Annotated in this window: 18 protein-coding genes and 1 riboswitch; of the genes, 11 read left to right on the forward strand and 7 right to left on the reverse strand. The window is 46.0% G+C overall.

Annotation, left to right across the window (positions count from 1 at the left end; genetic code table 11):
* Positions 1-4 precede the first annotated feature (4 nt).
* Both LRP50_RS08040 and LRP50_RS08045 read left to right on the forward strand, forming a co-directional pair.
* Positions 5-1,399, forward strand: a complete 1,395-nt coding sequence (locus LRP50_RS08040; RefSeq protein ID WP_274163946.1) for a peptide MFS transporter — start codon at positions 5-7, stop codon at positions 1,397-1,399.
* Between the two features lie 346 nt (positions 1,400-1,745).
* A riboswitch (cyclic di-GMP riboswitch) is annotated at positions 1,746-1,837 on the forward strand.
* A gap of 30 nt (positions 1,838-1,867) precedes the next feature.
* Entirely contained in the window at positions 1,868-4,543 is a 2,676-nt protein-coding gene (locus LRP50_RS08045; RefSeq protein ID WP_274163947.1) for a calcium-binding protein, read from the forward strand.
* A 139-nt stretch (positions 4,544-4,682) separates the two neighbouring features.
* On the opposite strand, the gene LRP50_RS08050 is transcribed toward LRP50_RS08045, so the two are convergent.
* Both LRP50_RS08050 and narQ read right to left on the reverse strand, forming a co-directional pair.
* Positions 4,683-5,312, reverse strand: coding sequence for a response regulator (locus LRP50_RS08050; protein ID WP_274163948.1), 630 nt, complete (start codon positions 5,310-5,312; stop codon positions 4,683-4,685).
* Positions 5,313-5,321: 9 nt separating this feature from the next.
* On the reverse strand, positions 5,322-7,025 hold the full coding sequence (narQ, locus tag LRP50_RS08055; protein ID WP_274163949.1) for a nitrate/nitrite two-component system sensor histidine kinase NarQ: 1,704 nt from the start codon (positions 7,023-7,025) through the stop codon (positions 5,322-5,324).
* A gap of 184 nt (positions 7,026-7,209) precedes the next feature.
* Here narQ and napF point away from each other — a divergent pair, with 184 nt between their 5' ends.
* The 5 genes from napF to napC all read left to right on the forward strand — a co-directional run bounded on the left by napF (position 7,210) and on the right by napC (position 11,601).
* Positions 7,210-7,692, forward strand: a complete 483-nt coding sequence (napF, locus tag LRP50_RS08060) for a ferredoxin-type protein NapF (protein ID WP_274163950.1) — start codon at positions 7,210-7,212, stop codon at positions 7,690-7,692.
* Positions 7,689-7,964, forward strand: coding sequence for a chaperone NapD (locus LRP50_RS08065; RefSeq protein WP_274163951.1), 276 nt, complete (start codon positions 7,689-7,691; stop codon positions 7,962-7,964). Before napF ends, LRP50_RS08065 begins: the two co-directional genes overlap by 4 nt.
* A complete protein-coding gene (gene napA, locus LRP50_RS08070; protein WP_274163952.1) occupies positions 7,961-10,447 on the forward strand; it encodes a nitrate reductase catalytic subunit NapA in 2,487 nt (828 codons plus the stop codon). Before LRP50_RS08065 ends, napA begins: the two co-directional genes overlap by 4 nt.
* A gap of 98 nt (positions 10,448-10,545) precedes the next feature.
* Entirely contained in the window at positions 10,546-10,980 is a 435-nt protein-coding gene (locus tag LRP50_RS08075) for a nitrate reductase cytochrome c-type subunit (RefSeq protein ID WP_274163953.1), read from the forward strand.
* A gap of 9 nt (positions 10,981-10,989) precedes the next feature.
* Positions 10,990-11,601 carry a cytochrome c-type protein NapC gene (napC, locus tag LRP50_RS08080; protein WP_274163954.1) on the forward strand — a complete coding sequence of 204 codons (612 nt, stop codon included), beginning with the start codon at positions 10,990-10,992 and terminating at the stop codon, positions 11,599-11,601.
* A gap of 79 nt (positions 11,602-11,680) precedes the next feature.
* Here napC and LRP50_RS08085 read toward each other — a convergent pair whose 3' ends face one another.
* Positions 11,681-12,001, reverse strand: coding sequence for an HI1450 family dsDNA-mimic protein (locus LRP50_RS08085; protein ID WP_081796366.1), 321 nt, complete (start codon positions 11,999-12,001; stop codon positions 11,681-11,683).
* Positions 12,002-12,576: 575 nt separating this feature from the next.
* Here LRP50_RS08085 and LRP50_RS08090 point away from each other — a divergent pair.
* Both LRP50_RS08090 and LRP50_RS08095 read left to right on the forward strand, forming a co-directional pair.
* Positions 12,577-13,374, forward strand: coding sequence for a hypothetical protein (locus LRP50_RS08090; RefSeq protein ID WP_274163955.1), 798 nt, complete (start codon positions 12,577-12,579; stop codon positions 13,372-13,374).
* A gap of 294 nt (positions 13,375-13,668) precedes the next feature.
* Complete coding sequence (locus LRP50_RS08095) at positions 13,669-15,039, forward strand: YjiH family protein (protein ID WP_420791207.1); 1,371 nt, start codon at positions 13,669-13,671, stop codon at positions 15,037-15,039.
* A 138-nt stretch (positions 15,040-15,177) separates the two neighbouring features.
* Here the strand turns inward: LRP50_RS08095 and LRP50_RS08100 are convergent, their stop codons facing one another.
* On the reverse strand, positions 15,178-15,411 hold the full coding sequence (locus LRP50_RS08100) for a hypothetical protein (protein WP_274163956.1): 234 nt from the start codon (positions 15,409-15,411) through the stop codon (positions 15,178-15,180).
* A gap of 229 nt (positions 15,412-15,640) precedes the next feature.
* On the opposite strand from LRP50_RS08100, the gene LRP50_RS08105 reads away from it, so the two are divergent.
* Positions 15,641-16,234: an alpha/beta fold hydrolase gene (locus tag LRP50_RS08105; protein ID WP_274163957.1), complete on the forward strand. Its 594-nt coding sequence runs from the start codon at positions 15,641-15,643 to the stop codon at positions 16,232-16,234.
* Positions 16,235-16,302: 68 nt separating this feature from the next.
* Here LRP50_RS08105 and LRP50_RS08110 read toward each other — a convergent pair whose 3' ends face one another.
* The gene (locus LRP50_RS08110; RefSeq protein WP_274163958.1) at positions 16,303-17,586 is read right to left on the reverse strand and encodes a DASH family cryptochrome; all 1,284 of its coding nucleotides are present in this window, start codon (positions 17,584-17,586) and stop codon (positions 16,303-16,305) included.
* Between the two features lie 474 nt (positions 17,587-18,060).
* On the opposite strand from LRP50_RS08110, the gene LRP50_RS08115 reads away from it, so the two are divergent.
* Positions 18,061-18,396, forward strand: coding sequence for a hypothetical protein (locus tag LRP50_RS08115; protein ID WP_028025427.1), 336 nt, complete (start codon positions 18,061-18,063; stop codon positions 18,394-18,396).
* 356 nt (positions 18,397-18,752) lie between these two features.
* On the opposite strand, the gene LRP50_RS08120 is transcribed toward LRP50_RS08115, so the two are convergent.
* Both LRP50_RS08120 and LRP50_RS08125 read right to left on the reverse strand, forming a co-directional pair.
* Positions 18,753-19,430: an OmpA family protein gene (locus tag LRP50_RS08120; RefSeq protein WP_274163959.1), complete on the reverse strand. Its 678-nt coding sequence runs from the start codon at positions 19,428-19,430 to the stop codon at positions 18,753-18,755.
* A complete protein-coding gene (locus LRP50_RS08125; RefSeq protein ID WP_274163960.1) occupies positions 19,427-20,818 on the reverse strand; it encodes a TolC family outer membrane protein in 1,392 nt (463 codons plus the stop codon). Before LRP50_RS08125 ends, LRP50_RS08120 begins: the two co-directional genes overlap by 4 nt.
* Positions 20,819-21,079: the final 261 nt, after the last annotated feature.

A 21,079-nucleotide genomic window follows, 5' to 3' on the forward strand; every position in this document is an offset into this window, starting at 1 on the left:
CTCAATGAATTCAAACAGACAGTCAGATTGGCTGGGTCATCCTCGCGGCTTGTTCCTTCTGTGCGGCACAGAATTATGGGAACGTTTCTCTTTCTACGCAATGCGCGCCATCTTGGTGCTTTACCTCACTGATAAAACAATCAATGGCGGTTTGGGTTGGACAACGCAAGACGCACTGAACCTTTACGGCATCTATACAGGCTTGGTTTACCTGACACCTGTTTTGGGTGGGTGGCTTGCTGATAATTTTCTTGGTCAACGTCGATCAATCATCATCGGTGGTGCATTGATGGCTATCGGTCAGTTCACACTGGCATTGCCGAATAGCGTTATTGATCCATTTGAGTTGCAAGCATTTTATGTTGGTTTGGGTTTCTTGATCGTGGGTAACGGCTTGTTCAAACCGAACATTTCTACCATGGTGGGTCAATTGTACGGGGAAGGTGACAACCGACGAGACGGTGCATTCACTATCTTCTACATGGGTATCAACTTAGGTTCATTGTTGGCGGGTATTATTGCAGGCACGGCATCTATCCATTATGGCTGGAAAGCAGGTTTCCTGTGTGCCGGTATCGGTATGCTGCTGTCGCTGGTCGTGCAATTGCTGTTTGCAAATCGCCTTCTAGGCGCTATTGGTGTTGAGCCAGCGGCGGTTAAACAACGCCGCCAATCGGGATCGACCGAAAAGCAACCTTTAACCAAGATTGAGCGTGATCGTCTTAAAGTCATTGTTGTGATGAGCTTGTTTGTGATCATTTTCTGGGCGGGATTTGAGCAAGCGGGCGGCCTGATGAATATATATTCTCAGGACTACACGAACCGCATGCTAGGTAGCTTTGAAGTACCTGCGGCTTGGTTCCAGTCTTTGAACCCAATGTTCATTATTATTATGGCGCCTTTGCTGGCCGTTTTCTGGCGTCGACTAGGCGCAAGTGAACCAGGGTCTCCGATTAAGTTTGCTATGGCTATGGGCTTTTTATCACTAGGCTTTGTCTGCATGGTGGGTGCGGCACTTCAACAAGGTGGTGATATGTCCGTCAAGGCGTCCATGTGGTGGCTGGTTGGTGCATACTTCTTCCATACGTTGGGTGAGCTTTGTTTGTCACCGATTGGTTTGTCTCTCATTACTAAACTTGCGCCACTGCGTTTGATGTCGGTGATGATGGGGACTTGGTTCTGTGCAAATGCCGTGGCTAACTATGTAGCGGGCTTTGTTGGCAGTCACGTTGGTGACGCTGGTCCATTGGCCATTTTCAGTGGCATTGCGATCACATCAGCGGTTGCTGGTTTGATGTTAATCCTTTGCTCCAATAAGCTTGTAAGCTGGATGCATGGTGCAGAAGGTTCACAGCAAATTGACGAAACGCTGACAGAAAAACCGGCGGTTATTGCATAAACTACTAGGCATGGAGAGGGCTATCTGACATAGCCCTCTCAAAAACATGCTGTACGGTAAAAGAAGAAAAGGCCACAAAAATAGGCCCCATTCATGCTCAAATCAGTCATCAGTACTGCATCTCAACTCGTCTGTTTCTCATACTATCCCATCTTTTTTTAAGTCCTAGTTAGATTCTGCCCAAAACGTGGCCTGATATTCCCATTAAATACCGTATGCGGTATTGCTCCTGTGCAACCAATCTAGGAATCTGGGAGAGTATTAAGGCGGCGTTATCCCGAGGTTCTATTGCCATCGTAGATGCTGTATGCGCCACTTAACGAGCAGTTATTACTACAACAATTTCGGAGAAAAAAGCCAAACCTGTTGTGAGGCAGGGACGGAAAGTTTCGGATCTCTATTGCTCTCAACAGTAAAAGAGATGGCTGAGCTGCCTCTAGCTTTGGTGAGCACATAGAGGACAAAACAATGGCAAATATCATAGGTACTGGCAACGCTGACACACTCAACGGCACCTTGGGAGATGATTATATCGAAGGTAGAGGTGGCGACGATGTCATATATGGTGATGTAGGTTCTTCTAACGGAAACGGTTCAACAGGGGCTGTGTTCGTTTTAGGTGAAGACTTTACGGCTTCGAGTGGCGAGTTTCATACGTTCTGTTTCCCCCCTACGCTAAACTTCGAAGGTTCTACCACCAACGTTACCTTTAACGATAATGATGGCCAACTTAATGGCGATGACAATTGTAATGAGTATTCTGATGACCAAACCCAAACTGTGGAAATTGGTGGTCAGGAAGTCGGTGTTAACGTGGACTATGGCCTTAAATACACTGACTCTTCAGGCAATATTTACACGTTTGCCGTGGTCGATATCGATGAAGACAACACGGGTAACCACTACAACAATGTTGGTGAAAACGGCAAGATCTTAATCCAATTGGATGGCCCAGAGATCACAAGTAGCACTCAGCTTTCACTCGTTCCCAACTCTTATCACAACATCAGTAGCCTAGATTATTCGTCTTTCACATCACCAGAGACCGTTGATCCGAGCGAGGGTGGTGATGATGAGATCTATGGCGGCGACGGTGATGATACCGTGTATGGTCAAGGTGGTGATGACTATATCGAAGGTAACAATGGTCAAGATTCACTTCACGGTGGTGACGGTGATGACGTGATCTACGGTAATACGGCATCCCCGAATTTCAATGATGACCCTTGTGTTAACGTATTTCAGATGGGGAATGACTTCACCATGCCTTCAGGTGGTGAGTTCCACACTTTCTGCTTCCCTCCTAACTTGTCGTTCGATGGTAGTTCTACCAAGGTGACGTTCCAAGATGATGACGGCACATTGAATGGCGACAACTATTGCAACGAGTATTCTGACGATAGCACGCAGACTGTGACGATCGATGGTGTTGAGTATCCTGTTAATCTTGATTACACCCTGAAGTATTGCGATACCGACGGCAATATTTATGAGTTTGCCATTATTGATGTTGACCTTGATGGTAACGGACATCATTACAATAACCTCAGTGAGAACGGCAACCTGTTGTTGCAATTGAGTGGTCCTGAAATTACGGAATCAACGCAATTGTCTCTTGTGCCGAATTCTTATGCCAACATCAATGGTCTTGATTATTCAGAGATCTCTGAAGAGACTACGCAGGTCAATAATGACGAAGACTACATTGATGGTGGTGCGGGTAACGACACCATCCATGGTCAGTGGGGCGATGATGAAATTCATGGCGGCACCGGCGATGACACGATTTATGGTGGTAAAATCGCGAGTCAGACCATCGAGCTAGATCGTGGTGCTGATGGTTACTGGGATGTGAGTAATGGTGACGCTGTCACGCTAGACCTATCAAGTATTACTTCGAGTGCAGCATACAGCAACAGCGTGGGTTACTACGTGTTGGATGCCAGTGGCAACGTCCTAGCTGCCTATGTGATGGCTGATAACGCTAAGTTGGACTCAGCGGCACAAGCTGTCATTGATGTTGATGGCGCAGCGCGCATTGGTCTATTCATTATTCCAGATGGCGACACCGCAGGCTTTAACGAAGGCGAGGTTACATTGAGCTTTGCTAGCGGTAGCCCAGTCTTTAGCCAGGGCAGCCTCACATCTGCGGGCTATGTATCCGAAACGGGTAAAAATGGCGACCGTTTGGATCATGAAATTAACTCGGGTGAAAATTCTTGCTGGGAAGATTTGTGGTGTCTTGGCGACAAAGACTACAACGATGTCGTCATGAAAGTGAACGCAACACAAGTTGTTGAAGAAAGTGATGCTGACACCATCTATGGTGAAGAAGGTAACGACACCATCTTTGGTGGCGATGACAATGACACTATTTTTGGCGGCGTAGGTGACGATATTCTTTACGGCCAAAAGGGTGATGACGTTGTTCATGGTGGTGACGGTAATGACACTATTTTTGGTGGCCCAGGTAAAGATGAACTTTACGGCGATGCTGGTGATGACTTCTTAAATGGTGGTCCAGGCAGTGACGTGAGAATCGACGGTGGTACTGGTGTTGATGAATATCGTGGAAGCAAAGGTGATGATGTATTTATCTTCGGTGAAGATGACTTCGTTGGCCTATCGGTAGAAAACAGCAGTGGAGAAATGGTCAACAAGCAAATGTATCTGGGAGACCAAGGTTTTGATCAAATGTTGGTCACTGGTGACACTCACGTAGACTTCACTGGCGTTGCATACCAAACGGATTCATCAATCACGGGTAACGTGATGGCACAAATTGAAGCTGTGATTGGGGATGAGGGAGACCAAACCGTCACCATTAATCCCAATGCAATTTGGGCTGAGTCTGATATCCCATTTGGTGAAGATTTAGGTACACCTGATGATTGGGACGGATTTATCGCACACCTTGGTGGTGGCAACGACACCTTAAACCTTTCTGGTGTCCCTTGGAGCTACAATGCGACAGGTACCGTCAATGCGCCAATCAGTGCTGATATGATCAGTACATTGGGTTTGTCAGCGGCTGAAGTTGGCGAATTAAATGCGTTTGTGATTGAACACGATACCCTTGACCGTACGATCACCATTTGGACAGACGCGGAAGACGTGACAATAAATGGCGTAGATATTTTTTAACAACGTTTAGTCGCTATAGTTATAGTCGCGAATCGTTTTACGATGAAAAAGGGAGAAGCACATGTGCTTCTCCCTTTTGTGTGAAATACGCAATGAAAGTACTAAACACTCATAGATGAGCGCGGCTGACCCAAAATGGTCAACTTTGCGCTTCATTCTCTAAATACAAAACGGTGGCGGCGACCCTAGAATCGACACCTAGCTTTTTAAGCAAATTTTTCAGGTGAACCTTCACTGTTGATTCCGAAATATAGAGGTTTTCACCAATTTGCTTGTTTCGAAACCCTTTTGCCACTTGTTGCAATATTTCTAGTTCACGTTCTGTCAGTTGCTGAAAAGGTGACACATGTTCTTTACTGCTTGAGAGTAATGCTGTGACTTGTTCACTAAATGCTTTTTGTCCCGTCATTGCCGCTTTTAGCTTATCAATCAACTCTTCAGGTTCACTGTCTTTGAGCAAATACCCGTCACCGCCTGCTTCTACGATGGCGTGAATATCATTGGGGTTGTCTGATACGGTGAGAATGATGATCGTTGCTGTGCATCCTTCCGATCTCAGGGCTTTCAATGTGTCCAAGCCTGATAACCCTTTCATGTTGAGATCTAGGACAATTAAATCAGGTTCACACCGAGACACTTCTGCAATGGCATCCGCGCCATTACTTGCCTCTGTAATGTTGGAAAATTCAGGCTCAAACTTGAGTAGCTGTGATATGCCCTTGCGCATTAGCGGGTGGTCATCCACGAGCAGCACGTTCCACTCAGACATCTTTATCCCCTAGATCTGGTTAAAACTAAGTAATACACGGCATCCTTGTGCAGGCGCAGAAAGGAATTCTATATCACCACATAACATTTTTGAGCGTTCTTGCATGATTTGTAGGCCATAATGATTTGGCTTTTCTTCTTGAAGATCAAAACCAATGCCATTATCTGATATCTCGACATAAACTCGCTGACCCATTTGTCGACATTGTACGGTGATAGTGGTGGCATTGGCGTGCTTAATCGCATTGACACAGGCTTCACGAATGATCTGTAACACATGCATCTGATACTCAACCGTCATGGAAACGGTGTCAATAGAAGACGAGACGTTGATACTCGCTGTTGTCTGACCTTGCAGAGTTGATATCATTTCTTCCAGCGCAAGGCGAAAGTCACTGTTTGATAACGATAACCTAAATGCCGTGAGCAACTCCCTCAGTTGGTCATAAGTCACTCGCAATTGTTCACTGATGTCATCAGCGATAGGTTCGCAATCTGGTGCGTTAGCATTTTTTAGATGTCGTTTGAGTATGCTGGTTTGAATTTTCAGATAAGAGAGCGATTGAGCAATGGAGTCGTGTAGTTCACGAGCCAAGGTCGCACGTTCTTCCATGACAGCTAAATGCATTGCTTGCTTCTGCGCATGTTTATATCGCACACCGCGAGCCAATATTGCTGCGATGCTCTCCAGCAATGCGCTATCTACTAAGGTGTTATCACCTTGCCAATCCAGTGAACCGAGAACTTCGTTGTCATGCAGCAGAGGCAATGTGTGCCATGCAGTCTCTTTGGCATCGCCCACTGAAACGCCCCAATGGGATTCATTTGGATGGTGAACATCCAGTTTTAGTGCTGTCATTCCGCCTGCGTTCAAGGAAGTCTCCAAAATGTTTTCGAAGATAGTGCGAGTTAGCTGGCTAGATGAAAGTAGTGTCGAGCACTTATAAAGAACATTCAAAGAAAGATTAGCTTTGGTTAATTTTTGCGTTTTCGATTCAATTTTTGATTCGAGATCGGCATACAAATTTTTGAGCTCACTTGCCATTGACGAGAAGCTGTTTGATAACACACCAAGTTCGTTGCTTCGAGTGGGAGGTAAGACAACGTCGAAATCTCTGCGTTGTATTTGTTGGCTAGCTCTAACAAGTGTATTTAGGGGTTGAACGATACGGCGTTGCGTGTATTGAATTAAAAACAAGACGGTGGCGAGTATTAACCCTAAACCAATGCTACCCGAAATTGCCAAAGCTTGAAGCTTGTCCTCTGAGTGCTTCTGAAGTTCAAATACGAATCTGTCTATGTTGTTAACAAATAGACCTACCTGTTCAAGATAGAACGCACGGTCTGATCCTAACAGCTCGGGTCTCAGTTGCATCCAGCGTGTAATCAACTCATCGTATTGCTGTCGAATGCTTGTGGGAACCGCCGGGTTGTCCAATAGTAAAAGTTCTGGAGAGAGTAAGGAATACTCGAAGGATTGAACATGCTCTGGCAGTAAAGGTGAATCCACCACAATGTCATAGGCAACGCGATAGCTTTGCATTCGCAAGGAGCCTGCCGTGTTAATGGCTGAGGCATCATTGAGGCTAGACGCTAGCGTAATGATAGAAAAACCAGTAATGAGGACGGCTAACAGCAATATGACCAACAGAGCACGTGCTACTGTGGTGGTAACTGACTGTTTCACTTCAATCTCTTTATTGCTGTTCGTCATGATAAGTCTATTTTCCTACCCGAGCTTAATAATGTGACGTGTGCACCATGAAATAATTGATCTAGCGCAATCCTACCCCCGATCTACCCCCTTAGAGGTATGTGACCCCTTCACTTAATTCTTTACCGTGAAAGCATCAGATTGTGGCTATAGTCACTGCATGTAACATTTGCGGAACACTTGGATGGTCGATCAACGACGACGCTTTTTTCTCCGAAGCGCAAAAATGGCTCAACAACAATCGCTCCCTTGGATCAAAGACATAGGAGCGTTTACTGACCATTGTACGCGATGTGGTGAGTGTGAGCGCGCTTGTGAAGAACAAATTATTGTTTCAGGAGATGGCGGGTTCCCAACGATCGACTTTAATCACGGAGAGTGCACATTTTGCTTTGCTTGTGCTGACTCATGCCCCGAGGGTTTGTTTCATCCCAACACTGAACCCCCATGGCAGCAGTATGTTTCTATTGATGAAAACTGTTTAGCGCAAAAGAACATTGAATGTCGCAGCTGCCACGATGCCTGTGACGAACGCGCCATTCGCTTTCAGCACCGATTAGGAAGCGTCGCCCAACCAGAAATTAACGTTAAAGATTGCACGGGATGTGGTGCGTGTATTGCGCCTTGCCCAACCAATGCAATCACCATGGAGCAACAACAAGCATGAATGAATATCACGTTACTAGCCTCGTTGTTCACGCAGCGGCAGATCAGACTGCAACAGTGAAAACCAGCATTGAAGCTTTGCCTGGTACCGAAGTGCCTGCCACCAATGAGACGGGAAAGTTGGTCGTGGTGGTAGAAGGCGAAAGTCGCGGGGCGCTGCTAGATATTTTTGAACAGATTAAGGGGTTGCCGGGAGTGCTCGCGGCAACCTTGGTTTTTCATCAGGTTGAAAATGAATCACCTGAACATAGTGTTGAAGGAGTCGAAGAATGAAACTGACACGCAGAAAGTTTCTGAAAGCGAATGCGGCAGCTGCAGCTGCTAGTGCTGCTGGTATCACGCTTCCAGCGGCAGTTGCACACGCTGCAGGTAAGGATGCTGAAGTCACGTGGGACAAAGCACCGTGTCGTTTTTGTGGTACAGGGTGTGGCATTTTACTGGGTACGCAAAATGGACGCATTGTAGCGTCTCAGGGTGACCCTGAAGCACCGGTTAACCGCGGTTTGAGCTGCGTTAAAGGCTACTTTCTTCCAAAAATCATGTATGGCAAAGATCGTCTGACTCAGCCTTTGCTGCGTAAGAAAGACGGCGTTTATGACAAAGAAGGTGAATTTACGCCAGTAAGCTGGGATGAAGCGCTCGATTTGATGGCGGAAAAATTCACGACGGCTATTCAAGAAAATGGCCCCACGACAGTAGGTATGTTTGGTTCAGGCCAATGGACAGTGTGGGAGGGCTACGCCGCTGCCAAATTAATGAAAGCGGGTTTTCTGACCAATAACATCGACCCGAATGCGCGTCACTGTATGGCATCTGCGGTCGTTGGCTTCATGCGTACCTTTGGTATGGATGAGCCAATGGGCTGTTACGATGACCTTGAGCAAGCTGACGCGTTCGTGCTTTGGGGCTCAAACATGGCAGAAATGCACCCAATCTTGTGGTCGCGCTTGGCTGACCGCCGATTGTCTGCTGAGCATGTTAAAGTCGCTGTGCTTTCTACTTATGAACATCGCAGTTTTGAACTTGCTGACAACGGCATTATTTTCACGCCGCAAACCGATTTGGCGATTCTGAACTACATCGCGAACTACATCATTCAAAACGACAAAGTCGACAAAGACTTTATCGCGAAACACGTTAACTTCCGCCAAGGTGCCACTGACATTGGTTATGGTTTGCGCCCGACAAACCCTCTTGAGCAAAATGCCAAGAATGCGGGAAGTGGTGCGTCGGATCCTATCGACTTCGATGCATTTGCGAAGTTCGTAGCGGATTATGATGTGGAATCCGTCTCCAAGCTCTCTGGTGTTCCAGAAGACCAGCTTGTAGCGCTTGCCGAGTTGTACGCCGATCCAAAAGTGAATGTGGTTTCCTACTGGACAATGGGCTTTAACCAGCACACTCGTGGTGTTTGGGCTAACAACCTTTGCTACAACATTCACTTGCTCACGGGCAAGATTTCAAAGCCGGGCTGTGGTCCGTTCTCGTTAACAGGCCAACCTTCAGCCTGCGGTACAGCGCGTGAAGTGGGCACATTTGCACACCGTTTGCCAGCAGACATGGTGGTGATGAACCCTAAACACCGAGAGTTTGCAGAAACGAAATGGAAACTGCCTGAAGGCACCATTCCACCGAAGCCGGGTTATCACGCGGTACTACAAGATCGTATGTTGAAAGACGGCAAACTCAATGTGTATTGGGTGATGTGTAACAACAACATGCAAGCTGGCCCGAACATTAACGAAGAACGTTTACCGGGTTACCGAGACCCTCGAAACTTCATCATTACGTCAGACCCTTACCCAACTGTCACGGCGATGGCATCAGATTTGATTCTGCCGACCGCAATGTGGGTTGAGAAAGAAGGGGCTTACGGTAACGCAGAGCGTCGTACTCAGTTTTGGTATCAACAAGTGAAAGCGCCAGGTGAAGCGAAGTCTGATCTATGGCAATTGGTTGAGCTTTCTCGACGCATCAAGGTTGCAGATGTATGGCCAGCAGACTTGTTGGCGAAACAACCTGATTTCCAAGATAAGACCTTGTTCGACATTTTGTTCGCCAATGGACAAGTTAATGAATTCGGCTTGGATGAAATCCCTGAAGGCCGCTTGAATGACGATGCAGAGGCCGCGGGTTTCTACATCCAAAAAGGTCTGTTCGAAGAATATGCAGCATTTGGTCGCGGTAAAGCGCATGACCTTGCACCTTTCGAAACTTACCACAAAGAACGTGGCCTTCGTTGGCCTGTTGTAGATGGCAAAGAAACATTGTGGCGCTATGCCGAAGGGCACGACCCGTATGTGAAAGCGGGTGAAGGGTTCTCGTTCTACGGTAAGCCTGACAAGAAAGCGGTGATATTTGCACTGCCTTACGAGCCCGCAGCGGAAGAGCCGGATGCAGACTTTGATCTTTGGCTATCAACTGGGCGTGTTCTTGAGCATTGGCACACAGGCACAATGACTCGTCGTGTTCCTGAGTTATACAAAGCTTTCCCTGATGCGGTGGTGTTTATGCACCCATTGGATGCGAAGAAACGTGGCCTTCGCAGAGGTGATGCGGTGAAAGTGGTATCACGCCGTGGTGAAGTGACAACGCATGTAGAAACTCGTGGTCGTAACCGCGTACCAGAAGGTTTGGTGTTTATGCCGTTCTTTGATGCTGGACAACTCGTGAACAAGCTAACGCTCGATGCGACTGACCCATTATCAAAAGAAACCGACTACAAAAAGTGCGCAGTTAAGATCGTTAAAGCCTGATTGGCGACGCTGTCTAATAAGCCAAAATAGCGCGTGTTGTTGGTGGATAGCTAGCAACACGCAATGAGCAGAATGATTTGATTCGAAAGGATCCGAACATGAAAAAGAAAATCACCTTGTCACTGTTACTCGCTGCATTCGTGAGCACCATGGCGTTTGCACAGGTCACGTCATTGCGAGGCGACCAAGATATCGGTGAAAACAACAGTTTGCCGAAAATTAAAGTGGTACCGAAAAATCAAGACCGCTTTGCTTTGAACTATGTCAATCAGCCACCTATGGTTCCTCACGCAGTGGATGGTTATCAGATTAACCAATCTAATAATGCATGCTTGCAGTGCCACGATGTGGATGTTTACCGTAAAACTGGTGCGCCTCGCGTGAGCCCTACGCACTTTATGGATCGTGACAACAAGGTACTGACTCAAGTGTCAGCACGTCGTTATTTCTGTCTTCAGTGCCATGTACCACAGGCACAGACTGAAGCGTTGGTGGAGAACGATTTTGTTCCTGCTGGCAAGTTCGGTCAGTAGGGGGAGCCAATGAAACTACCGGGGTTCATTACAAAAAGTTGGAAATGGTTCAGAACACCGAGTCATTTTGCTATCGGTACCATCCTTATTTTGGGCTTTGTTTCGGGCATTATCTTCTGGGGTGGCTTCAACACCGGCATGGAAATGACCAACAGAGAAGAATTCTGTATTGGTTGTCATGAAATGCAAGACAACGTGTACCAAGAGTATGTCGGTACTATTCACTACACTAACCGAAGTGGCGTAAGAGCCACTTGCCCTGATTGCCACGTTCCGAAGGAATGGGGGCCGAAGATGATTCGTAAGATTCAGGCGAGTAAGGAATTGTATGCGAAGGCATTTGGTATTGTCGCGACACCGCAAAAATTTGAAGATCATCGACTTGAAATGGCAACGCGCGAGTGGAACCGAATGAAAGCCAATGACTCTCAAGAATGTCGAAACTGTCATAACTTCGAATTCATGGATTTTAGCTCTCAGAAAACAGTCGCAGCGTCAGTTCATGATCGAGCGGAAGAGGCGGGTCAAACTTGTATTGATTGCCACAAAGGGATCGCGCACAAATTACCGCGTAACTTCGATGCAGGTAAAGAATTCAAATTCCCTGCGTCTCCACACTGAGTTGTGTTGAATTGAATGTAATATGAGTAAATAAGGCCTGCAATGCAGGCCTTATTTCTTGCGTATTCGCTGCCTGAAATTATGCAGCGCGCTTCCATAGCAGGTGACAGAACTTTTGTTCAGGGTCTCGGCTAACAAGCATTCGAACCAATACATCATTAAGTTCATCTTCATTGGCAAGGCCAATACGCACTTCGACAAAGGCTTCTCGGTCAACGTCAAAACCGACCTGTTCTTCCCAATCAGAACTTGCTTCAACCACAATGGCTGCGCCATCTTCATCAAAGCGTTCTTGATAGGCGAGAAGATCGTCGTAATCTAGGTTGTCTTCAGCCATTTCATAGAAAATGTCGAACGCGGTTTCTAGTGTTTCGTCGATAGAAAGAAGGGAAGCGGTCATAGTTATTCCAAAATAATAGTAACGGCAGCATTGTATACCCAAACAACCTGAAAATGCAGGATTCAGCGAGGTTTACGGACGTTATGATCTAGGCGTCCCTTTGCCGATGTAGTGATCTCCATCAAAAAGGGATAACACCGAGCATGGCGTCAGTAAACTCGCACTGATGGCCTCTGAAAATGCAGGATTCAGAGACTACCAAAAGGTGGGTTTTGTTGGCTGCCATGTAATGATGACTATTGTAAACCTCGAGTGATGATGTATTCAAAATACTGCCGCGCGTGAATCCTCCTTATTCTCACTGAATAAGGACCTTGAGTTTGCTGGCGTAAATTCACTGCATCGTGAGAACGGTAGTGATTATTGAATGGCAGCGGTGATTGATTGACAGGGAGGCGGTGATTGATAGAAAGGGGACGGTGTACATATCGACATGCCCAACTTGTTGGGATGGTTGCTCAAAAATCGTTCTAAGATTCAGTTTTTATGGGAAATTAACGCTGAACATGGCTATGTTTCAAGGTGCATGGGAAAGGAACTCGTTCTAAAATAGCTTTACTAGATAAGTAAAAAAGGTGATTGGCTTGTACAAGGTAAAACCGCGCAGTGGACTGCTGGCAGAGATAGACAGAAAAACGCCATTGCAAACAGACTATGTTGAACCAATAGCGGCGGCTGTGCGTCAGATTGGCGGTTTACTTGGTCATACGCTGCATAGCATTTATATCTCTGGCGATGTAGCGCAACGTTGTGCCGGTAGCAGTGCAGACTTTGAATTTACCTTGGTGACATCTCGAGCGCTAAATGTACAAGAATACACATCGTTGAATACGATTCGTTGGCGTATTGAGCAGTCTAGTGACGTTGTAAAGCGAGTAGAGTTTGACGTCGTTCCTTTGAAAGATGTTACGGCGCTTGTGAATATATTCAAGTGGGGCTTCTTTCTCAAACACTGTGCGCTTTGCATGAGTGGCGACAACCTTGCAGATAGCTTTGGTCATTTTGAGGTCAGTTGGGAAGTGTCTAAGGCGATGAATGATGATCTTGCTGGAAAGCTCAAAGATCTCCGCCAAAAAGTGGCGGTCGCAACCAAGTGGGGCTCGCAACTCGATGCCGCTGAAGAAGCCGCGAAGCGACTGATAAAGGCTGCGTTTGGGCTGGTCGCCAGTAAAGAGGGGCGATGGGAACATGATCTGCAGATTTGTGCTGATGTGTTTCTGGTTTCTTATCCCGAGAAAAACGTGGAAATTGAACGTCTTTTCTATCTCATACAACGAAAACCTGTAAAGAAACGTGCCGTGGTTGCCTTAATGGATGATTTCGGACAATGGGTGCTGTCTGAATATGCCCGTATCGATCGAAAGATTGGATAGTTATTCATTAATGTGTTCATGTGCCTCTCTCCAAAACACCACTCTATTTCCCGTTAACTCGTTGATATTACCTCTTGGCCTTATAGTGCATTTCACATTCATTTAACAATATGGAGACTAAAAACACACAGAAATTGGATGATGTTTGGTCAATTGAGCTAATTTGGATGATTTATTCAATATAAGTGACTAATTATGGTTTACATGCGTGAGGAGTTAAATTAATCTTGCGCTCAATTAGTCACATATTGTGAATATCTATTTCGTTCATCGCATCGCTCAGGAAGTATCGCCATGCAGAAAACTCAAGACTTGCCAACAACATCTTCATCGACACGGAATCTGTTGATGTTCCTAATTCCTTCACTCCTTGGTGTCCTTCTCTTTATGACACCCGTGATGATCAACGGTGGGTTTACCATTCCTATCGCGGTATTGGCAAAATCAATGCTGGGTCTGTTGGGCCAATCTGCTCCGATTGTTGTGACGTCAATTATTCTCATTAGCGCGTTCGGTTCATTGCTGGCTCTTGCGATAAAACCTACATTTGTGACGAAATCTAAATTTCTTACTGGCCTATTCTTACCGACCCCTTTTTGGCTAGTCGTACGCTTGCTTGGTGCAACCTTTGTCACCATGGCGTTCTTTGGGTTTGGTCCAGAGCATGTCATCGGTGGTGCAACCGGCGGCTTTGTGATGGGCGATTTACTTCCAACATTGTTGTCCGTGTTTGTATTTGCGGGTTTGTTTCTACCATTACTGACCAACTTCGGTTTATTGGAACTGATTGGTACATTCATGACGCGTATTATGCGTCCGTTGTTTGGTCTTCCTGGTCGTTCTGCGGTTGACTGCGCAAGCTCATGGTTGGGGGATGGCAGTGTCGCGATATTGATGTCTAGTAAGCAGTATGAACAAGGTTACTATACTGAGCGTGAAGCAGCAGTGGTGGGAACTACCTTCTCTGTGGTGTCAATTAGCTTCAGTTTGGTTGTGATTGCACAGGTGAATCTGGAACACATGTTCGTTCCTTTCTACATCACTGTTTGTTTGGCAGGATTTGTGGCAGCTATCGTGGTACCTCGTTTACCACCACTATGTTGGAAAAAGAACACGCTAATTAACGGCGAAGAGAAAGTGCTTGAGCACGAAGCATTGCCAGAAGGTGAAACGCTGTTTTCTTACGGTATGAAATCAGCAGTTGAACGTGCTTCTCACATTCGTTCACTGAGCGACGTATTGAAAGAAGGTCTTCAGAACGCGGCAGATATGGTCCTTGGTGTGCTGCCGGTAGTTATGGCAATTGGTACTTCGGCGCTTATTATCGCTGAGTACACGCCAATCTTCACCATCCTTGGTATGCCGTTTGTTCCTTTGCTTGAACTGCTGCAAATCCCAGAAGCGGTAGCTGCGTCTGAAACCATGCTGGTAGGTATTGCAGACATGTTTCTCCCTGCGGTACTGGCTGCAAATATCGACAATGAAATGACGCGTTTCGTGGTGGCAACCTTGTCTGTGACGCAGTTGATTTACATGTCAGAGGTGGGTGCGCTTCTATTAGGCAGTAAGATCCCAGTTAAAGCTTGGGAACTGGTGATGATCTTCATTCTACGTACTCTGGTGACACTGCCTGTTATTGCTGGTGTGGCGCATATGATCTTCTAAGTCATCGTTTTTGTTTTGACAAAATAGCGACCTGTGGGTCGCTATTTTTTTACTAGCGTTGTTTGTACGAGGAAACCACTCAACGCTAGGTTCAATATGCAAGGCTAAACCCCTGTGATCTCTGGCCTTAGTTACGCATTATTTCTTGGTATCATCAGCCTCTTCGCTGTCGAGTTTCTTTTTCGCCTCGTCTACCAATAAAACCGCTTCATTTTCAACGTCGGTAGCGGCATCTTTAATCTCTTGTACTCTGGCTTTTTCGACAATTTCGGCCTTTTGGCCTGCAGTGGCATCGGTAATATCTTCAGCGGTGGCGTTCAGAGCGAAAAGGACTGGGATGAAAAGAACGATCAGTGCTTTGGTCATGGACATGCATATTCTCCTAGCTGAGTGAATAGCGAATAGGTCGAGTTTATTCGATTGTTCGTATACCCAAGTCTCCTGAAGATGCAGGATTCAGAGAGATGTGCTTGGGTATAGACATACAGCACGCATTAAAAATAAGCATTCAATCGCTGTAGAGTACGTCTCATCTTTGAAATGAGAAGATAGTTTATGATGAGCATCGAGCGACGAAGTCCCAATAAGGAAATGTTTTTATATGAAAATCATTTTATTACATGGCCTCTATATGCATAACGTGGTCATGCTTCCGCTGGAAAAAAGACTTGAGCGTGCAGGGCATGAGGTTCTGAATCTTGGCTATAGAACTGTCGCGCCTGATTTGGAAGAGATGTTTAAAGCTATCGATGCTTATATTGATGGCGATGACGTTGCCATTGTTGCTCATTCTATGGGGGGAGTGATGGCGAGAACCTACTTAGAATGTCAGAGCGAAATGAGCCATCATGTTAAAACGGTGGTCACGTTAGGGACACCACATAACGGATCTCAAGTTGCCGCATTCTTTAAAAACATTGGGGTAGGTGATGTGATGTTTGATCAGGCAACCAAATATTTATTGCCTGACGAGATACCATCTTGGTCATCAAAAGCCGCGCTATATAGCCTGGCGGGTGACTTGTCGATTGGCCCTGCGACAATATTGCTACACGGACAACCATCAGACGGTACGGTGCTGTTGGAAGAAACAAAGATTGAAGGCATGACAAGCCACGAAATCTTCCCGTTGACGCACACCTCACTGATCTTTTCTGAACGTGTGAGTGATAGGGTGATTGAGATCCTTGAATGATTCGCTTAACTCTCTTTGTAAAACAAAGGGAGTTAAGCATGGTCGAATGAGCCCATGTGACACTTTAACTAAAATTTAAGCAGGCTTTCTGATGGAGAGGATTCTGCCCAGCGAGAAACAAAACTGCCATCCGGGTCATAGGCTTTGGTTTGTTCTTCTAAGTTGAAGTGGCGTTGTCCGCGCGGATCAGCGCCGACGCCTGCCAGATATTGCCAATTTCCATAATTGGCTGCGACATCAAAATCAATGAGTTGCTGCTCAAAATACGCTGCTCCAAATCGCCAATCTACCCCAAGTTCGTTAACTAGGCAGCTAGCAACGATTTGACGTCCTCTGTTTGACATATATCCGGTTTGATTAAGCTGTCTCATGCAGGCATTGACGATGGGGTAGTCAGTGGTTCCCTGTTCCCAAGATTTGTACTTCTCACAGTAGAAAGTGGTGAGTGGGCGTTTTTTCTGGATGCCATCAAACGCGAACATGCGGGCACCGTGGTAGTGCATCATCCACTGGAAATATTCCCGCCAGAGCAATTCGGCAAACATGGTTTGAGAGGATTCATCTCGGCCATGTCGATATTCATAATTATCAAGTTCAGCTGCCACCATGCGAGCAGAAATAGATCCATTGGCAAGCCATGCTGAAAGTCGAGAAGAAAACTGCCACCCGTCTAAGCCGTTACGTGTCTTCCTATAATTTTTAAGACCTTGAGATTTCCAAAAGTATTGATTAAGTTGCACCATCGCTGAGTCTTCACCGCCATGGTAGGGCGTGAGGTCATAAACAAATTCCTGACCTCCCCAAATATCCCGTCGCTCTTGAATGACTGCCGGTAATGATTCTGGCGCGCAGATTGGAATGCACGGTAAGGTATTTTGCTGTTCTAGGTGTTTTCGGAACTGGGAGAATGACGCAGGGAAATTGGCTTTTTCGAAAGGCAGTTGATTACGAAGGAGTAGGGTGAAACTCTCACTCACACTGACTTCACAACGAAGGGTCTGTTGTAAATAGGCGGCTTGTTGCCTTTCATATACGCCGGGGTGATCGGTGATTCCGACGTAGTCAATTTGGTGTTGTTTACACAATGCTGGGATAACCTCTAAAGGATTACCTACTTTCACGACGAGACGTTGCTTACGTTTTTTGAGTTCCCTTTCCAGTGCTCGCAAAGACTGATACAGAAATTCCTCTCTGAATCTTCCTAAGTGCCGTGATTGGTATCGTGATGGTTTTAACCAAGCGGGATCTATTACATAGACCATTAGCGCATGCGTGCAGCGCCGGGAGAGTGCGACCAATGCGGGGTTATCTGCCAGTCGTAAGTCGTTTCTGAACCAAATGAGCCCTTTCATGTCGTTTCTCCTTAAAAACGATGATGGATTCGAACAAGTTTGGCGAATGATTAAGTTAGGTCAGGCACCTCCCGGTGAAATGATGAACTTGGAAATGGTCATGTGAAACAAAATTAACCGGCTAGGATTACACACGATAAATCTGTCTCATTACTAAAGCGTAGTGCAGCATCCCTAAAGTCAAACAAACTAAGAAATGAAATGTGTGCGAGATCAAGTTGCCGAGCCTAGTAAGCATGGTGCTTTGGTTGGGCATAACTATCTATTTGTACTGCATACAGAGTCGCCAGACTAATGCTTAGGCTTACTACCTTTTTCCTGCCGCTGCTTATAAATATGAGGCAATGTATAAGTCTTGTTCAAGTTGGTTGTCAGCCTTTTTTACGGTTTTAGACCTAATGTATTAGTCATGGGCTTAAATATGAGGCTGCTTTCTTTAGTATTGAGTCAAGGCAAACGGGCAGAGGTATTATCGTGAGCGTCGATCAGTTATCAAACTCAGTGCGACATGCATTGTTAGGCATGTCAGGCATTCGTGAAGAAGTCGATAATGAAAAAGTGTATTTCTATCAGCATGGCAGGTTGTTTAGCATTGTCGATACAGAAGGTTTGCAGTTTGTTGTGGGTCAAGAATGCTTACAGCAAGCGATGAAGCTACCCGGCGCTAAACTGGAACAGCCCGGAGGGAAAAGGTGCAAAGGCGTGATCAGTGTGTCTGCCGAAAAATGTACTGAAACGGATATCGACTTTTGGCTGTTATTGGTATTACCAACGAATCAAGGAACTGTTGATCCGATCGTTTTTCACTAGACATTAGTGAATGTTCGGTTGTGTTATAAACAGAGACATTTTTCTTTGGTGGTAATGGACGGGAGATGATTAATTTCCCTCTCAACGACTTTACATGACTGACAAACTCTTCTCGTGCGCTATTTCTGTTTTTCTATGCTTCCCGCACCACAAATACCCAAACAGCTTAACGATGCTGGTTCCACCGGACTGAGTTCGCTTCGAGCTATGGTGCTGATTCGAAAGCCCAATGGTTAGACGTTGAAATATACCCCAAAGACAGTTCGCTCTGGGGTTTACTCTTGTTGCTTAAAAATCTTATACCGACACGACACCCTTACTCTTTTTACCTATGGCGTCGGAGTACCAGCGTTTGGTTATTTTGCTGGCGAAGACGTATAGATAGTCCACTTGTTGATAACGCGCATTTCAGTGTTGGTGACACTTGCAGTGACACGCCGACTGAGTATTTCGGTTTGTTGTACAGAGGGGGCGGATATGGGGTTATTTTCACCAAACCCTGTGATAGTGATTCGGGAGCTGGCAATGCCTTTTCTCACAAGTGCCGCTTTTATGCTTTGCGCTCGCTTTGTTGACAACGCCAAGTTAAGTTCATCACTCCCTGACGGGCTGGCATAGCCTTTTAACTGAACTAAAGTGTGAGGAAACGTCGTCATAAAACGGGCGAGCTCTGTTACTTCGCCATCAAAGCTAGGTGGGATTTTCACTGAGTTGTTAGAAAAAAGAACGTGTAAATCATCTCTAGCTTCTGTTTCTATGAATTCAGAGCATCCTACATTATTGATTATCGCGCCTTGTGGTGTTGATTCACACTCATCTCGTGCATTGATGACACCATCGCTGTCCATATCAAAAAGGTCGGCGTTTTGCTCTGCAACTGGAGGCTGGGGGGCTGATGTTGAGCATCCTGACAGTAAACCACCTACACTTATGGTCGCAAAAAGGGCGACCTTAACCATTAATTTAGCACTCAATTGTTTGAAGCTTAACTGTTCGGCGAACTTGGCCTTTCTCGGCCATACAACGTTCATCATTTATCCTCTCCTTCCTTACCGTAGACGGACGTTTGCCATTCTTCAGGGGTTGCTACACGCATCTCAGAAAGCAGTAAGCCGGTAGCATTGAGCACGCGGTACTTCGCGAAGATCCCTGTATATTTTGCATCAATGTAAGATTTCCTAGCATCGAACAATTCGTTTTCTGTATTCAACAGATCAAGCAATGTTCGGCGGCCGATCAAATATTGTTTTTCATACGCATTGAGTGTTTTAGCTGCTGAGTCAACATGCTGCTCTAAAAACTTGGTTTGGTTTTCAGATAGTTCTTTTGCTGTCCAAGCCAGGCGGGTGCTTTCATCGAGTAGCCGATGGGCGTTGTTTCTGATGCTCTTTGCTTTGTTGATTTGATAGGCAGCGCTGCGAGACTGGGCAGCATCCGTACCGCCGTTGAACAGGTTATAACGCATTCGCAACATGGCTTGGAACTCATCAGTGTCACCGGGTGTTCCATCGAGTTCTTCCCCCCACTCTTGAGAGGCTTCAATGGTGAATGTAGGGTAGAAATCTCCTTTGGCTTGCTCATATTGGGAGCGTGCGGCGTCGACGTCATTAACAGCCACTTTAATGACTGGGTTGTTCTCTTTAGCGATTTTTAGTGCTTCAACCAGAGAGCCAGGAACAAACAGCGTATCTATCTCGGGGGTGACGAGCCCTTGGGGCGATTCACCAACAATGCGTTCGAACTCAATGATTGTGTCATCGTGATTGCTTTGGGCGGAAAGTAAGTTAGTGTGAGCTTGTGCAACACGTCCTTCTGCTTGAGACAAATCGGCGGTCGAGCTAATGCCTGAGTCCGTTCGGCGCTTAATGTCAGCATGTATATCTTCAAGGGTTTCAACGTTGCGCTTAGACAGATCCAATATGGCTTCTGTCCGAATGACCTCCAGATAGGCCTCAGTCACACTTAACGCAGTATCTTGAGCATCTGCAAGCAGTTGAAAACGTTGTGCCTCAGCTTCAGATTTGGTCCGCTTAATGTCGTTATAGGTGATTGCGCCATCCCAAATCAATTGACGCAAGTTAATTCGAACGTCTCGAGGATGGAACGTCCCCTTTGTGTTGTCACTGTCATAATCCGAATATCCAATCCCTGCTTCAAGGTCAACAGAGGGTAAATATTCTCCTTGCGAAGCATCGATATCTGCTTCGCGAGTTTTGAATTCGTTGTATGCCTCCCTGATGACGGGATTTTGAGACAGCGTCGCTGCGACAGCTTGTTCTAGAGATTGAGCTTGTACAAATTGAGGTGCACTCAATGCGGTTGCTGCCACAAGCAGCAAATGAATTTTTGATGTCGTCACTTTAGCCGCGGATTGAGCAGTGTGAATAGTTGGCGAACACTTATCACTGATACGTTGCTTCATGAATGTTTCCTCAAAAAAGCGTTTGAGACCGTCAATAAATCGGTAAAAAAGGCAATGGGTAAATGTCGTGGAAAAGCATTTACCTTGGAGACAGAAATCCAATTTTGCTAACAGACTGAGCACCACGATTGCTCTAAAAGATTGGCTGTCTTCTTCATTACAAGTAGCGAGAAATAAAGTGTTTTCTCGTAAAGTCAAAAATAGGGCATGTTGGAGGTAATTTGACCCCCAAAGGGTGGTTTTATCGCATTTATATTGCAA

The sequence above is a fragment of the Enterovibrio gelatinilyticus genome (assembly GCF_028683095.1).
In the GTDB taxonomy this organism is placed as follows: domain Bacteria; phylum Pseudomonadota; class Gammaproteobacteria; order Enterobacterales; family Vibrionaceae; genus Enterovibrio; species Enterovibrio gelatinilyticus.